Origin of the sequence: Streptomyces camelliae (assembly GCF_027625935.1) — a bacterium.
GTDB lineage: Bacteria > Actinomycetota > Actinomycetes > Streptomycetales > Streptomycetaceae > Streptomyces > Streptomyces camelliae.
Genome location: NZ_CP115300.1, coordinates 7,208,741 through 7,223,733, shown reverse-complemented (window position 1 = coordinate 7,223,733; position 14,993 = coordinate 7,208,741). Strand labels below are relative to the sequence as shown.

Annotated in this window: 14 protein-coding genes; 9 read left to right on the top strand and 5 right to left on the bottom strand. The window is 72.6% G+C overall.

Annotated features, from left to right (window positions below; all coding sequences use genetic code 11):
• The first annotated feature begins 135 nt into the window (after positions 1-135).
• The 3 genes from hmgA to O1G22_RS33080 are packed head-to-tail and all read left to right on the top strand — an operon-like array spanning position 136 to position 3,421.
• The gene (gene hmgA / locus O1G22_RS33090) at positions 136-1,446 is read left to right on the top strand and encodes a homogentisate 1,2-dioxygenase (protein WP_270084667.1); all 1,311 of its coding nucleotides are present in this window, start codon (positions 136-138) and stop codon (positions 1,444-1,446) included.
• A gap of 45 nt (positions 1,447-1,491) precedes the next feature.
• Positions 1,492-2,241, top strand: coding sequence for a GntR family transcriptional regulator (locus O1G22_RS33085; RefSeq protein ID WP_225098359.1), 750 nt, complete (start codon positions 1,492-1,494; stop codon positions 2,239-2,241).
• A 25-nt stretch (positions 2,242-2,266) separates the two neighbouring features.
• Entirely contained in the window at positions 2,267-3,421 is a 1,155-nt protein-coding gene (locus O1G22_RS33080; RefSeq protein WP_270084666.1) for a type ISP restriction/modification enzyme, read from the top strand.
• Here the strand turns inward: O1G22_RS33080 and O1G22_RS33075 are convergent.
• Positions 3,418-3,945: a nucleotidyltransferase domain-containing protein gene (locus tag O1G22_RS33075; protein WP_270084665.1), complete on the bottom strand. Its 528-nt coding sequence runs from the start codon at positions 3,943-3,945 to the stop codon at positions 3,418-3,420. The genes O1G22_RS33080 and O1G22_RS33075 overlap by 4 nt on opposite strands.
• Positions 3,942-4,664: a TetR/AcrR family transcriptional regulator gene (locus tag O1G22_RS33070; RefSeq protein ID WP_270084664.1), complete on the bottom strand. Its 723-nt coding sequence runs from the start codon at positions 4,662-4,664 to the stop codon at positions 3,942-3,944. The genes O1G22_RS33075 and O1G22_RS33070 overlap by 4 nt, the downstream gene beginning before the upstream one ends.
• Positions 4,665-4,727: 63 nt before the next feature.
• Here O1G22_RS33070 and O1G22_RS33065 point away from each other — a divergent pair, with 63 nt between their 5' ends.
• Genes O1G22_RS33065 through O1G22_RS33055 form a run of 3 tightly spaced genes read left to right on the top strand, consistent with a single transcriptional unit; the run spans position 4,728 to position 7,730 of the window.
• On the top strand, positions 4,728-5,684 hold the full coding sequence (locus O1G22_RS33065; protein ID WP_270084663.1) for an ATP-binding cassette domain-containing protein: 957 nt from the start codon (positions 4,728-4,730) through the stop codon (positions 5,682-5,684).
• Positions 5,681-6,460: an ABC transporter permease gene (locus tag O1G22_RS33060; RefSeq protein ID WP_270084662.1), complete on the top strand. Its 780-nt coding sequence runs from the start codon at positions 5,681-5,683 to the stop codon at positions 6,458-6,460. The genes O1G22_RS33065 and O1G22_RS33060 overlap by 4 nt, the downstream gene beginning before the upstream one ends.
• Before the next feature lie 46 nt (positions 6,461-6,506).
• Positions 6,507-7,730 carry a CaiB/BaiF CoA transferase family protein gene (locus O1G22_RS33055; RefSeq protein WP_428986429.1) on the top strand — a complete coding sequence of 408 codons (1,224 nt, stop codon included), beginning with the start codon at positions 6,507-6,509 and terminating at the stop codon, positions 7,728-7,730.
• 72 nt (positions 7,731-7,802) lie between these two features.
• Here the strand turns inward: O1G22_RS33055 and O1G22_RS33050 are convergent, their stop codons facing one another.
• From O1G22_RS33050 to O1G22_RS33040, 3 genes are all read right to left on the bottom strand, one after another.
• Entirely contained in the window at positions 7,803-8,084 is a 282-nt protein-coding gene (locus O1G22_RS33050) for a hypothetical protein (RefSeq protein ID WP_225098365.1), read from the bottom strand.
• Positions 8,085-8,210: 126 nt separating this feature from the next.
• Positions 8,211-9,035: an anti-sigma factor gene (locus O1G22_RS33045; RefSeq protein ID WP_270084661.1), complete on the bottom strand. Its 825-nt coding sequence runs from the start codon at positions 9,033-9,035 to the stop codon at positions 8,211-8,213.
• On the bottom strand, positions 9,032-9,574 hold the full coding sequence (locus tag O1G22_RS33040) for a sigma-70 family RNA polymerase sigma factor (protein WP_270084660.1): 543 nt from the start codon (positions 9,572-9,574) through the stop codon (positions 9,032-9,034). Before O1G22_RS33040 ends, O1G22_RS33045 begins: the two co-directional genes overlap by 4 nt.
• A 217-nt stretch (positions 9,575-9,791) precedes the next feature.
• Here O1G22_RS33040 and O1G22_RS33035 point away from each other — a divergent pair, with 217 nt between their 5' ends.
• The 3 genes from O1G22_RS33035 (at position 9,792) to O1G22_RS33025 (ending at position 14,978) form a co-directional block, all read left to right on the top strand.
• Positions 9,792-11,336: a DUF4331 domain-containing protein gene (locus O1G22_RS33035; RefSeq protein WP_270084659.1), complete on the top strand. Its 1,545-nt coding sequence runs from the start codon at positions 9,792-9,794 to the stop codon at positions 11,334-11,336.
• Between the two features lie 97 nt (positions 11,337-11,433).
• Entirely contained in the window at positions 11,434-13,455 is a 2,022-nt protein-coding gene (locus O1G22_RS33030) for a tetratricopeptide repeat protein (RefSeq protein WP_270084658.1), read from the top strand.
• Positions 13,452-14,978 (top strand): nickel/cobalt transporter, encoded by a 1,527-nt coding sequence (locus tag O1G22_RS33025; protein WP_270084657.1) that lies wholly within the window; start codon positions 13,452-13,454, stop codon positions 14,976-14,978. The genes O1G22_RS33030 and O1G22_RS33025 overlap by 4 nt, the downstream gene beginning before the upstream one ends.
• Positions 14,979-14,993: the final 15 nt, after the last annotated feature.

The following is a 14,993-nucleotide window of genomic DNA, read 5'->3' as shown; positions in this document are numbered from 1 at the left end:
CGTCCGGATCCACCTGAAGTCGGGTTCCGGCCAGGCCGTGTGATCCCCCGGACGGAGGAGAGCGATCCCCTCTTGCGCCCACCCCCACACATTCCTACGGTGATACATAGGAATCAGGAGCGCAAGGGAGCGATCATGAGCGGGGACACGCGGAAGACCGCCGCGGGACTGTCGTATCTGACCGGGTTCGGCAACGAACACGCCTCCGAGGCGGTGCCGGGCGCCCTGCCCGAGGGCCGCAACTCGCCGCAGCGCGCGCCGCTCGGCCTCTACGCGGAGCAGCTGAGCGGCTCGGCGTTCACCGAGCCCCGGGCACACAACCGCCGCTCCTGGCTCTACCGCATCCGCCCGTCGGCCGCCCACCCCGCGTTCACCCGCACCGGCAACGGCGCGATCCGTACGGCACCCTTCACCGAAGCCGTGCCCGACCCCAACCGGCTGCGCTGGAACCCGCTGCCCGAGCCGCCCGCCGGTACGGACTTCCTCGTCGGTCTGTGGACGCTCGGCGGCAACGGCGACGCGACCCAGCGCACCGGTATGGCCGTGCACCTGTACCACGCCAACGCCTCGATGGAGCGGGTCTTCTCCGACGCCGACGGCGAGCTGCTGATCGTGCCGGAGCGCGGCGGACTGCTGCTGCACACGGAGTTCGGCCTGCTCGCCGTGGAACCGGCCCAGGTGGCGCTGATCCCACGCGGGGTGCGCTTCCGTGTGCTCCTGCTGGATGATTCCGCCCGGGGCTATGTGTGCGAGAACTACGGTGCCCCCTTCCGCCTCCCCGACCTCGGCCCGATCGGCGCCAACGGGCTGGCCAACGCCCGGGACTTCCGGGCACCGGTCGCCGCGTACGAGGACGTGACGGGCCCGGTGGAGGTGGTGAACAAGTTCTGCGGCAACCTCTGGACGGCGGTCTACGACCACTCCCCGCTCGACGTGGTCGCCTGGCACGGCAACCATGTGCCGTACGTCTATGACCTGCGCCGGTTCAATGTGATCGGCACCATCTCCTACGACCACCCGGACCCGTCCATCTTCACGGTCCTGACCTCCCCGTCCGACACCCCCGGTCTGGCCGGTGTCGACTTCGTCGTCTTCGCGCCGCGCTGGCTGGTGGGCGAGGACACCTTCCGGCCGCCGTACTTCCACCGGAACGTGATGAGCGAGTACATGGGCCTGATCGAGGGCGCCTACGACGCCAAGGCGGAGGGCTTCGTGCCGGGCGGCGGCTCACTGCACAACATGATGTCGGCGCACGGCCCGGACCGGGAGACCTTCGACCGGGCGAGCGCGGCCGAGCTGAAGCCGCAGAAGATCGACGACGGGCTGGCCTTCATGTTCGAGACCCGCTGGCCGGTGACCCTCACCCCGCAGGCGGCGGGCGCCGATCACCTCCAGCAGCGCTACGACGACGTGTGGCGGGGACTTGAGCCCCACTTCCGCGCGTGACACCTCTGTTGCGCCCGATGTTCATCGAAAGGTACGGATAGCCGTGTGACCTCCTTCGCCCCGGACTCGATCGTCCTGAACCGCAAGCTGCCGCTCTGGTACCAGGTGTCGCAGTCCCTGCGCGCCTCGATACTCGGCCGCTCGCCCGAGGACCCGCTGCGGCTGCCCACCGAGGAACAGCTGGCGGAGCACTACGGGGTGAGCGTGCTGACCATGCGGCAGGCGCTGAAGGAACTGGAGGACGAGGGGCTGATCAGCCGGCACCGGCGACGCGGCACGTTCATCGAGCCCGGCGTCCGGCGGGGCGCCCCGGTGCGGCTGCTGGGCTCGGTGGACGCCATCGTGGCCCAGCAGTCCGGCATGACGACCGAGCTGCTGGACCACGGCACGGTGCCGGTGCCGGCACCCTTCGCCGAGTACTTCCCGGATCTCGCGGAGGTGGCGACGTACCACCGGCTGCGCAGCGACGAGAAGACCGGCGAGCCGACGAACCACGCCGTCAACCACATCCGCCCCGAACTGGCCGCCCGCGTCGACCTGGAGGACCTGATCCGCTGGCCGATGACGAAGGTGCTGCGGGACGTGGTCGGGGCGGACATCAGCCGCATCACGGACACGGTCGAGGCCCGCCTCGCCGACCCGGACACCGCCCGCCTCCTCCAAGTCCCGCTGCTCAGCCCGATCCTGCACTACACGGGTGTGACGTACGACACCGAGGGGAGGGTGCTGGACGTGGCGGTGATCCACTATCGGGGGGACCGCTTCTCGTTCACGGTGACCCTGGAGGCGACCTGATCCCGGGTCCCGCTCAGGCCTTACCATGCCCTGCGTGACGTACGACGACGCTCCGCTGCTGGCGGACCTCATGCCGTGGTCCGTCGCACCGCTACGGCCGGGCCGTGCCTGGCCGGCGGCGCCCGACGCGGCTTCGCTGAAGGCCCGCTGGAACGCGCTGCTGAAGGCCGAAGGCGCCGAGCGGCGGGCCCTGTTCGAGCCGAGCCGGGCCCGTACCCTCGACTCGGCGGTGGGCCAGTTGCCGGGCCAGCCGACCGGCACGGAGCGGCTGGCCCGCGCCGAGGGCCCGTGCGCGGAGCCGGTACGGGTGCTGGCGGCACCCTTCGACGAACAGTGGCTGATCCCGGACCACCGGCTGATCGACACGGCCCGCCCGGAGCTGTGGCGGGTGGCGGACGAGCGGCAGGTGTTCGTCGTGGAGACGGCCGACGAGACCACGCCCCTGCTGGCGACCTCGCTCCTGCCCACCCTCCGCACGGGCCGCGTCCGCCCGCTGTTCCGCCGCCCGAACGGCACGGAACCCAACCTCGCCCCAGGTCTGTCGGACCACCTCGCCGACCGCCTCGGCTCCCTGCCCACCCCACCGGACCTGCTGGCCTGGATCCTGGCGACGGTCCGCCCGGATCTCACCGTCCCGCTCACCTCGGACGCCGACGTGTGGGACCGGGGCACGGAGTTGGGCCACCGCATGCTGTGGCTGCTGCGCCGCGACGGCGAACGCCCCAAGCTGCCCGGCGGCCGGCGGCCGTACGTCCGCGCGCCCCTGCCGAGCCTCCCCCTCACCCTGCACTACGACCCGGAGGAGGAGACCCTCCACCTGGACGAGGGACGTATCTCCCCCGTCCCGCCACAGGCCTGGGAGTACGAGGTGGCCGGAGTCCGGGTCCTGGAGGCCTGGTTCGCGGCCCGTACGACCCCGTCCGACGCCGGCACGCTCGCGGCGATCCGCCCGGCGACCTGGCCGCAGCCCTGGACGTCGGAGTTGCTGGAGCTGATCACGGTCCTGGCTCTGCTGGCGGAACTTCGGCCCCTGCGCGCCGAGTTGAAGATCCCGGCCCCGATCACGGCGGCCGACCTGCGCCAGGCGGGCGTCCTGCCGGTGCCGGGCGCTTCCCGGCGTCCCGCGTCGGTCCTGGACCACCACGAGGAGGGCCCGGAGGGCCAGTTCGCGCTGCTCTAACGGCCCCGCAGGGCAGCCTCCAGCCGGGCGATGTCCGCGGCGTCCTTGGCACGGCGCGGCCGGGACGGATCCCAGACGGGCATCATGCGCTTGATCTCGATCTGGGCGAGCGGGCCGACGATCGGCGCCTCGATGTCCCCGATCCGGCCCGGCCCGGCGTCCAGCAGTCCGTCCGGCCACGCAGTACCGGCCCAGGGGCCACCCGCGACGACCACTCGCCCCGCCGCATCCCGGTCGACCAAGGTGAAGCTGCTGTCCAGCCCGTCCTTGACGAAGTCGAGCTGGAGATCGGGGGGCGGCCCGGGGACGGGCGTGTGACCGAGTGCGGTGAGGACCTCGGCGAGGGCTGCGGCATCCTTCGCCCGGGCGAACCAGTCGATGTCGCCGTGCTCCCGGGTGACCTCCCCGAGGAAGAAGTCCATGGCCCAGCCGCCTCGCAGCCAGAGAGGGATGCCATGCCGGCGGGCCGCCTCCAAGGTCTGTCCGATGAGGGTGAGCTGACGCCCGCCGCGTTCCTGGTTCACCTCTTGTCGCTGCCCGGGGTGAAGCCGTCGAGGACCCGCCCCAACGCCCGCTCGAAGACCGCCTCCAGGTCGATCGGCCCCGCATCCTCCGCGAACGCCGCCGCCATCCTCGGATACGCACCGGAGGCGACCTGCCCCCCGAGATAGGCGATCCGCACCGCGTTCTCCTCGTCCTCGGACCACGGCAGCGCCCGCACCCGCTCCGCCGTGTCGAGCTCATTGCGGACGTACGTCGTCACCACGCCGTTCAGCATCGCGATGAGCTCCAGCTTGGTGCCGTACGACGCCTCCAGCGGATCCAGACAGGCCAGGCAGTGCTCCAGATACCGCAGGGCATGCGGGCTGAAGCCGTAGACCGGGGACATCAGGCGCGGCACCCAGGGATGCCGGTGCATCAGCGCCCGCGTGTCGCGCGCCACCCGGATCAGGTCGGCCCGCCAGTCCCCGCTCGGCTGCCACGGGACCTGTTCCGCGCTGACCGCGTCCATCATCAGCTCGTACAGGTCCTCCTTGCGGGGGACGTAGTTGTACAGCGACATGGTGCCGCAGCCCAGCTCCGCCGCGACGTGCCGCATCGACACCGCGTCCAGCCCCCGCTCGTCGGCGATCCGGACGGCGGCGGCCGCGATGTCGTCGCGGGTGTACGCCGGCTTCGGACCCCGCCCGGTGCGCTCGGGGCGCGCCCAGATCACCTCGGGGACGGCCCCTCGGACTGCCATCGGTCATCACCTCGTTCACCATCCTAGTTACGTACGCCGTACGTAGTGCGCTATGGTCGAGCCATGACTTCTACGTACGCTGTACTTAGTGAAGGGCTGGAGAAGCGCTTCGGCGCTGTTCACGCCCTGCGCGGGCTGGATCTGGCGGTGGTTCGGGGGACGGTCTGCGGGCTGCTCGGCCCGAACGGCGCCGGGAAGACGACGGCCGTACGGCTGCTGACGACACTGCTGCGGCCGGACGCCGGCTCGGCGCGGGTCGCCGGGCACGACCTGGTGCGGGAGGCGGCCGCCGTGCGGAGCCGGATCGGGGTCACCGGGCAGTACGCCTCGGTGGACGGCGACCTCACCGGCCGGGAGAACCTGCGGCTGTTCGCCCGGCTGCACCGGGTCCGTGGACCGGCCGTGCGGGCCGACGAGCTGCTGGAGCGCTTCGGGCTGACCGAGGCGGCCGGCCGCAAGGCGTCGACCTACTCGGGCGGCATGCGGCGCCGGCTGGATCTGGCCGCGAGTCTGATCCGCCGGCCCGAGGTGCTCTTCCTCGACGAGCCGACCACCGGCCTCGACCCGGCCAGCCGCACCCGCATCTGGCAGGCGGTGCGCGAGCTGCAGGCGGACGGCACGACCGTGCTGCTGACCACGCAGTACCTGGAGGAGGCCGACCAACTCGCCGACGACGTCGTCCTGATGGACCAGGGGCGGGTGGCCCACAGCGGCTCCCCCGCCGAACTCAAGGCGCTCGTCGGGTCGTTCGCTCAGGCCGTGGTCGCGGACGGGGACGCACTGCCGAAGGCAGCGGCCGTGCTCGATCAACTCACCGGCAGCGAGCCGGTGTTCGACCGGGAGCGGAACTCCGTCGGCGCGGTCACCACCGACCCGACACTGACCCTGCCACGCCTGGTGCGCGAACTCGACGCGGCGGGCGTGCCGTTGCTTGACGCGAGCCTGCGCCCGCCCACCCTCGACGACGTCTTCCTCCGGCTCACCGAGGGATCCACGGACCTCAAGGAGTGCGCCGCATGAGCGCGTTGGCGTACGACGGTCTGGCGATGACCGGACGGCAGCTGCGCCGGGTCCGGAACAGTCCGGGCCTGGCGATCCTGACCCAGCTGATGCCGGTCAACATGCTGCTGTTCTTCGGCTATGTCTTCGGCAGCGCGCTGGCGATGCCCGGCCGCGAGTACCGCGCGTTCCTGGTACCCGGGCTGCTGGTCGCGACCGCGGCCGGCGGGCTGATGACCGGCATGTTCCAGGCCGCCGCGGACACGCACCGCGGCGTGATGGACCGGTTCCGGACGATGCCGGTGAGCCGGGCTGCCGTACCCCTCGGGCAAGCCGTGGCCGACCTCGTGGTCACGGCGATCGGCACCGTGCCGCTGCTGCTGGTGGGGCTCGCGGTGGGGTGGCGGATCGAGGGGTCCGCGGCCGGGGCCGCCGGCGCCGTGGGGCTGCTGCTGCTCTTCCGGTTCGCCTGCACCTGCGCCGGGATCTTTCTGGGCCTGCTCACCCGCAGCGAGGACGCGGCCGGCCAGCTCGGCGCCTCCTCCTTCGTACTGCCCCTGCTGTCCGACGCCTACATCCCGACGGACCACCTCCCGGGCTGGCTGCGGACCCTGGCCGAGTGGAACCCGATCAGCGCGGTGACCACGGCCCTGCGGGACCTGTTCGGCAATGCGCCCGTGCCGCACGGCGCCGCCTGGCCGGTGGCGCATCCGGTCGCCGGGTCGCTGGCCTGGACCCTCGCCCTCGTCGCCGTGTTCCTGCCGCTGGCCGTACGCCGGTACAGCCACGGCGAGTGACCGGGCACTGCTGACAAAGCCGCCGCTCAGGGGCATGATCCCGGGCATGGATCAGCCCACGCGTCAGCCCATGGACGAGCAGCAGCCCCTGCCCCTGGAGGGCATCACCGTCGTCGCCGTCGAACAGGCCGTGTCCGCACCCTTCGCGACCCGGCAGCTCGCCGACCTGGGGGCCAGGGTCATCAAGGTGGAGCGGGTCGACGGCGGCGATTTCGCGCGCGGCTACGACACGGCGGCCCGCGGCCTCGCCTCGCACTTCGTGTGGTGCAACCGCGGCAAGGAGTCCCTCGCGCTGGACCTGAAGGACCCGCGCGGCCTGGCCGTCGTACGGCGGCTGATCGCGGACGCGGACGTGTTCGTGCAGAACCTCGCGCACGGGGCGGCGGCCCGGCTCGGCCTCGACGCGGCCACCCTGTGCGCCGCGCACCCGCGGCTGATCGCCGTGGACATCTCCGGCTACGGCGGCTCGGGACCGTACGCGGACAAGCGGGCGTACGACATGCTCGTGCAGTGCGAGGCGGGGCTGGTGTCGGTGACCGGGACGCCGGAGCAGCCGGTGAAGGCGGGGATCCCGGCGGCGGACATCGCGGCGGCCATGTACGCGTTCTCGGGCGTGCTGGCGACCCTCGTGCGGCGCGGGACGACCGGGCGGGGCGGAGCGGTGGAGGTGTCCATGCTGGAGGCGCTCGCCGAGTGGGTGGGGCATCCGCTCCACCATGCGCTGCACGGCGGCGAGCCGCCCGCGCGCACCGGGCTCGCGCACGCCGTCATCGCGCCGTACGACGCCTATCCGACGGCGGACGGCGGGCGGGTCCTGCTGTCCGTGCAGAACGACCGGGAGTGGCGGCGGCTGGCTGAACAGGTCATAGAGCGCCCCGAATTGGGGATGGATCCGATGTATGCGACGAACGCGTCACGCGTCGCGAACCGGGAGAAGACGGACGCGTTGGTGGCGCGGGCGCTCGGTGTGCTGAATGCCGAGGAGGCGATGATCCGGCTGGAGAAGGCGGGCATCGCCTGTGCCCGGCTGCGGGATCTGCACGAGCTGGCGGCGCATCCGCAGCTGGCGGCCCGGGAGCGGTGGCGTCAGGTGGGGTCGCCGGTCGGGCCGCTGAAGGCGCTGCTGCCTCCCATCACTCTGCCGGGCGGGGACGAGGCACGCATGGGTGATGTGCCCGCGCTCGGGCAGCACACCGAAGCGCTGCTGCGTGCCGTGGGGATGACGGACGACGAGATCGCAGCGATGCGCCGGGACGGTGTGGCGGCCTGAGCACGGGCACCCCGGAAGGTTCCAGGGGGCGTCGCGGGGGCGGCGACGGCTCAGCGGACGGGCACGGCCCGCTCAGTGGCCGCGCCCGTGCCCACCGAACAGCGAGCGGCGCAGCCGGCGCAGGGGTGCGAACAGGGAGACGCGGCTGACCCGCTTGCCCCGGTCGCTGCGCTGGTGTGCGGTGTCACGCGCCGTCAGCTCACGCATCAGCGAGGTCGCCTCGACCGTCTTCTGCTGCGGTATGGCGGGACCCGCCAGCACCGACAGATGACGGTCGAGACGCGAACTGGTCGCGCTGCTCCCGCAGGTGATCGCAGGGACCCTGGCCCTGCTGCGCACTGTTATCTGCTCCATGTCACTCCCCACCCGTACGAGTCCACCCGGCCCGGGCAGAGTAACCCTATCGCCCCAGGGCGGCACGCGTGTATCTCGGCCACAGGATTCACCTTCCCCATAAGGCGGTTGACCATCCTTCTTTGACTACTCTCCGAATCCGACCGATTTCAGGGTGAGTTGGACAATGGGCTGGCTGGTGGGTTGCGCTGAGCCGCCGTCAGGCTCGACGGTCACGGCGAGTGACGTCGAGCCGGTGTCGAGCCCCTTTGCGACCAAGGGCGTGTCGCCCGCGAAGAGCCCGAGGGAGCGCGGCTGCGCGCGGGGGCGCATGAGCCACAGCTGGTGGACGCGGCCGCCGGCCGGGGTGCCGTATCCGCTGAGGGTGACGACGGCTTCCCGCTCCGCGGCGGAAGCGATCACTCCGATCCCGCGGCCGCGGGCGTCCTTGCCGGTCACGGCGCGGGCGTCGGAAGCGGCCAGAACGTGGGCGATCTCACGTGCCCGTACCTGTGCGGCGTCGAGCCGGTCCTGCGTGCGCTGCGCCTGCACCGCGAAGAGGGAGGCGACGACGAGGGCCGCCGTCGCGGTGACCGTGGCGAGCGGCACGAAGAAGGGGCGCGTGCGGGGCGTACGGGAGCGTCCCGGGGGTGGCTGGGTGCCCCAGACGTGCGGCGGCAGCTGCGGCGCGCGCCCGCGCGCCGGTCCCTGGACCGAGGCCGGCTCCTGCGGGGTCGTGCGTACGGCGGCCAGCACCCGGTCCCGCAGGGCGGCCGGCGCGGGGGCGGCCGTGGACCAGGCGAGCCGCACCGCGTCCTCGGCCAGTCCCCGGGTCTCGGCCGCGCAGCGGTCGCAGTCCCGCAGATGCTTCTCGAACCGGCGCCGCTCGCCCGGTTCGAGGGCGTCGAGGGCGTAGGGCGCGGCGAGGGAGTGCAGGTCTGCGCCGCCCATCAGCCTGCCGAGGATGCTCATGCGGCGCCTCCCAGGCACTGGCGCAGCCGGGTGAGTCCGTCGCGCATCCGCGTCTTGACCGTGCCGAGCGGCAGCGAGAGCCGTTCGGCGACCTCGCGGTAGGTGTAGCCGTCGTAGTAGGCGAGGGTCACGGACTGGCGTTGCAGGTCCGTGAGCCGCTTCAGACAGCGGCGCACCCACTCGCGCTCCAGCCCCGCCTCGACCTCCTCGGCGACCTGGTCGAACGCGGGCTCCCCGGCGCGCAGGGCCTCCCGCTGCTCGCGTTCGCCGGCCGCGCGGGCGCTGCGCACCCGGTCGACGGCGCGGCGGTGGGCGAGGGTGAGGATCCAGGACAGCGCGCTGCCCCGGCCGGGGTCGAACCTGGCGGCGGACCGCCAGGTCTCCAACAGCACTTCCTGGGCCACCTCCTCGGACTGGGCGGGGTCGCGCACCACCCGTCGGACCAGTCCGTACACCGGACCGGACACCAGGGCGTACAGGTCCTCGAACGCCCTGTGGTCCCCGCCCGCGACCAGCACCAGCAGCTCGTCCGCCTGCACGCCGGCCCCATCTCCGTGGCCACAGCCGGCCCTTCCCCGTGCTCCACGCATCCGCACGAACGCCCACCTCCCGCCCGTGATACGGATCAGCGGGCCGAAAACGCGGGTCGGGAAGAACCCAAAAATTTTTTCCGGCCGACCAAGCCGATCGGCGCCGTCGCTCCGTATACCCGTCCGTCAACGGCAAGTCGGCACTGAGTACGGACGGACAGACGGCATGACACCTCTCTTCTCCAAAAGCGGCAGGAGCGGCACGGGACGCACGGGCCTGGTCACGCTCCTGTGCGGCGCACTGGCGGCCGGCGGGCTCACCGCCGCGGGCGTCGCCACGCTGGCACCCGGAGCGGCCTCCGCCTCCTCCCACCGGGAGGCGCCGCTGATCTCGGGGACGCCGCAGTACGACAACACCGACCTGTACGCGTTCGTCAGCCCCGACAAACCGGACACGACGACGATCGTGGCGAACTGGATCCCGTTCGAGGAGCCGGCGGGCGGCCCGAACTTCTACACGTTCGCCGACGACGCCCAGTACGACATCCACATCGACGCCAACGGTGACGCGCACGACGACCTGATCTTCCGCTACACCTTCAAGACGCACACGAAGAACCGCAACACGTTCCTCTACAACACCGGTGTCGTGAAGAGCCTCGACGACCCCAACCTCAACATCACGCAGACCTACGACATCGACGTGCTCCGGCTCAAGCACGACCGGGTGGTGTACCGGACGAAGCTCGCGGACGGCGTACCGGTGGCGCCCTCGAACGTCGGCAAGGCCTCCATGCCGGACTACGCCAAACTGCGCTCGCAGGCCGTCTACAAGACAGCGGGCGGCGCCACGACCTTCGCCGGGCAGGCGGACGACCCGTTCTTCGCCGACCTGCGCGTCTTCGACCTGCTGTACGGCGGCAACCTCAGCGAGGTCGGCAACGACACGCTCAAGGGCTACAACGTCAACACCATCGCCCTGCAGGTGCCGAGCGACCTGATCCGCGAGTCCGCGGGCCAGCCGGTCGTCGGCATCTGGTCCACGACCCAGCGCCGCAACGCGCAGGGCTACTACACGCAGGTCTCCCGCCTGGGCAACCCGCTGGTCAACGAGGTCGTGAACCCGCAGAAGGACAAGGACAAGTTCAATGCCTCGCAGCCCGCGTACGACGGCCAGTTCCTGAACAACGTCACCCACCCCGAACTGCCGAAGCTCATCGAGCAGATCTACAAGATCAAGGCGCCGAGCGAGCCGCGCAACGACCTCGTCGATGTGTTCCTCAAGGGTGTCAAGGGCCTCAACCAGCCGCCCAACGTGCGCCCTTCGGAGGAGCTGCGTCTGAACACCTCGATCAAGCCGAGCATGCATCCCAAGCGGCTCGGTGTCCTCGACGGCGACAACGCGGGCTTCCCGAACGGCCGTCGCCTCACCGACGACGTGGTGGACGAGGCGCTCCAGGTGATGGAGGGCGAACTGGTCGGCATGAAGAACGACTTGGGTGACGGGGTCGACAAGAACGACCAGAACTTCGAGAAGTACTTCCCGTACGTTGCCGAGCCCACCTCCGGGTCGCGCGGCCCGCTCGCCAAGGGCACGACCGCGGGCACGGACGTACGCAGCCAGCTCGGCGACGCCCTCCAGCCAGCCGGCTCCGGCACGTCCGACAACACCGTGCTGATCGCCGCCTCGGCGGCCTCGGGCGCGGCCGGGATCCTGCTGCTCGGCACGGCCCTCGCCTGGTGGCGCCGGCGCATACAGCGCCCGTACTGACCGCCCCCCACCCCCAGACCGGCGCGGCCCGTACCCCCCTCCCCCACGGCGGGCCGCGCCTCCCACACCACCAGCGCAGCAGACGCGAGGAGAGGGCATGGGCCCGCGCGCGAAGGACGAGGACGAGGTCGAGGTCGAGATGGACGGCAGCAGGGTGAACAGGGCCGACGACACGACACCGGGACCGGCCCCTGCCGGCACCGGTGAGCGCTCCGCCGCCGGGACACCACCGTGCCAGGATTCCCGGGAGGGCTCTTCCGGAGGTACGGGCACGATCGACGACACCGGCGAGCCGTCGGCCCTCACCTCGCACGAGCACACCCTCCGCGACACCGGCCCCTCGGACACCGAGGAGCCGGCGGCGGTCGGCTCCGCCGAGCCCACGCCCGGCGACTCCGGCGACCGCTCGCCCTCGGGGTCCGCCGACCACTCGTCCCACGGCGCCGAAATCCCCTCAGCCTCCCCATCCGCCGAGCCCACGCCCAGCGACTCCGATGGCCGCTCACCCTCCGGGTCCGCCGACCACTCGTCCCACGGCGCCGAAATCCCCTCAGCCTCCCCATCCGCCGAGCCCACGCCCAGCGACTCCGATGGCCGCTCACCCTCCGGGTCCGCCGACCACTCGTCCCACGGCGCCGAAATCTCCGCAGCCTCCCCATCCGCCGAGCCCACGCCCCGTGACCCCGAGGACCTCTCCTCCTCCCGGTCCACCGCGAACCCGTCCCACGACCCCAACGCCCCCTCCGCCGCCGACCCCGACGGGCGTGTCGCCGCCGTGCACCGGGTCGCCGCTGCCGGGCGGCGCTGGCGGGCGCTCCAACTCGGGGGCTCCGCAGTGCTGTTGGCGCTCGCGCTCACCGGCGGGGCGATCGCCGTCGGCGCCGACCGGTCGCCCGCGTCCGTGGCGGCGGCCTCCAGCGCCGTCGATCCCGGGGTCCTGGGCGGTGGGAATCTGGACGCGAGCATCGCCGCGCTCCAGGCGCATCTGCGGACCCAGCCGAAGGACTCCGGCAGCTGGGCCACGCTCGGTCTGGCCTACGTCGAGCAGGCGCGGACCAAGGGCGACCCGTCCCGGTATCCGCAGGCGGACAAGGCGTTGAGCCGGTCCCTGGCGCTGACCCCGGACAACGACCAGGCCCTGGCCGGCCGGGCCGCGCTCGCCGCCGCCCGGCACGACTTCGCGGACGCCCTGACCTACGCGGACCGGGCCCTGCGGCAGAACCCGTACAGCGAGCGCGCGCTGTCCTCCCGTATCGACGCCCTGGTCGAGCTCGGCCGGTACCCCGAGGCGTCGCAGGCCGCCGAGACCGCCGACACGCGCAAGCCGGGCGTCCCGGTCTTCACGCGGTACGCGTACGTGCACGAGCTGCGCGGGGACGTGACGACCGCCCGCCGGGTCCTCCAGCAGGCGCTGTCCTCCGCCACCACGCCCGGCGACATCGCCTACGTGTCCGCCCAGCTCGGCCAACTCGCCTGGAACCAGGGCGACTACAAGACCGCCCTCACCTCCTACGCCCGTGCCCTCGCCGCCGACGACACCTATCTGCCGGCGCTGGAGGGCCGGGCCCGGGCGCAGGCCGCGAGCGGTGACCGGGCCGCGGCGATCAAAGGCATGGAGACCGTGGTGTCCCGCTATCCGCTGCCGGGCCCGCTCGTCGAGCTGGGCGAGCTGTACGAGGCGCGGGGCGCGGCCGGCGACCGGGCCCGGGCGAAGGAGCAGTACGCCCTGGTGGACGCCTGGATCTCACTGGCCCGCGCCAACGGCGTGAACGCCGATCTGGACACCGCGCTGGCCGCCGCCGACCACGGTGACAAGGCGGCCGCCCTGCGCGCGGCCCGCGCCGAGTGGGCCCGTCGGCACACCGTGCACACCGCGGACGCGCTGGCCTGGGCGCTGCACGTCAACGGCCAGGACGCGCAGGCCCTCGGGTACGCCCGCCAGGCCACCGCCACCGGCTACCGCAATGCCGCCTTCCTCTACCACCGCGGCATGATCGAGCTGGCCACCGGCCACCGCGCGGCCGGCCGCGCCTCCCTGGCCTCCGCCCTGAAACTGAACCCCGGCTTCTCCCCCTTGGGCGCGGCCGAGGCCCGCAAGGCGCTGGAGGCCACGAAGTGAAACGGCGTCTGGCGTGCCTCCTGCTCGCGGTGTGCGGCCTCGTCCTCCTGCCCGCCACCGGGGCGAGCGCGCATCCCTTGGGCAACTTCACCGTCAACCGGTACGACGGTCTCGTCGCCGCACCCGGTCAGCTCCGGGTCGACCACGTCGAGGACCTGGCCGAGATCCCGGCGACCCAGGCCAAGCCGGACATCGAGCGACTGGGGATGCCCGAGTGGGCCCGCCGGCGCTGCACACAGGACGCCCGCGGCAGCTCGGTGACCGTGGCCGGACACCCGGCTCCCCTCACCGTGCGGGACAGCCGGGCCACCCTGCGGCCCGGCCAGGCGGGGCTCAACACCCTGCGCGTGCAATGTCGTTGGACCGCGTCGCTCCCGCGGACCGGCTCGCTCACCCTCGGCTTCCACGCCACGACGAACTGGTCCGGACCCGGCTGGCGGGAGATCACCGCACGCGGCGACCGGATGACCCTCACCACGTCGGACGTGCCGAAGACCTCCGTCTCGCACGAACTCACCACCTATCCCAAGGACTTGCTGTCGTCCCCGGCCGACACCTCCACCGCGTCGCTGCGGGTGCGCCCCGGCGGCCCCGCCCTCACCGAGGAACAACAGGACGCACCCGCCGAGGCCGTGCTGCCCCGGGGCGTCGACCGCTGGACGCGGGCCCTGGACGGCCTGGTGGCCCGGCATGACCTCACGCTCGGCTTCGCCGCCCTCGCGCTGCTCGTCGCGGTGGTCCTCGGCGCCCTGCACGCTCTCGCGCCGGGGCACGGCAAGACCCTGATGGCGGCCACGGCGGCGGCACGCGGCGGCCGGGCCGGGCTCAGGGACGTCCTGCCGCTGGCCGCGTCCGTCACCGTCACCCACACCCTCGGCGTCGTCGCCCTGGGCCTCCTCGTCACCGCCGGCTCCGCCGCGACCCCCTCGGTGATCGCCTGGCTCGGCATCGCCAGCGGCGCCCTGGTGCTGGCGGCGGGCGTGAACCTCGTACGGCGGGCGTGGCGCAACCGGGCGCACGGGCACGTTCACGAGCACGATCACGCCCATGAGGAGTCGCGGGTACGCGCGTTGGCCGGTGTGGGCGCACACCATGGGCCCGCCCACCATCATCATCACCACCACCATCACGGTGTCGAACACACCCACGGCGGCCACACCCACACCCACCCCACCGCCCCCACCCTCCGCGGCACGATCCTGCTCGGCTTCGCCGGCGGCCTCGTGCCCAGCCCCTCCGCCGTGGTCGTGCTCGTCGGCGCCACCGCACTGGGCAAGGCCTGGTTCGGGCTGCTGCTCGTCGTGGCCTACGGCGCCGGACTCGCGCTGACGCTCACCGCGGCCGGGGTCGCCGTGGTCCGGCTGGGCACCGGGGCGTCCCGGGTGCTGGAGCGGCGCCCGCGCTGGACCGCACACCCCGTGGCCGCGCTGGTGCGCCGCACCCTGCCGCTCGTGTCGGCGCTCACCGTCCTGGCCCTGGGTGCCGGATTGGTGCTCAAGGGGGCCGCAACCGCCCTCGGCTGAGCTACGTTTATGGAG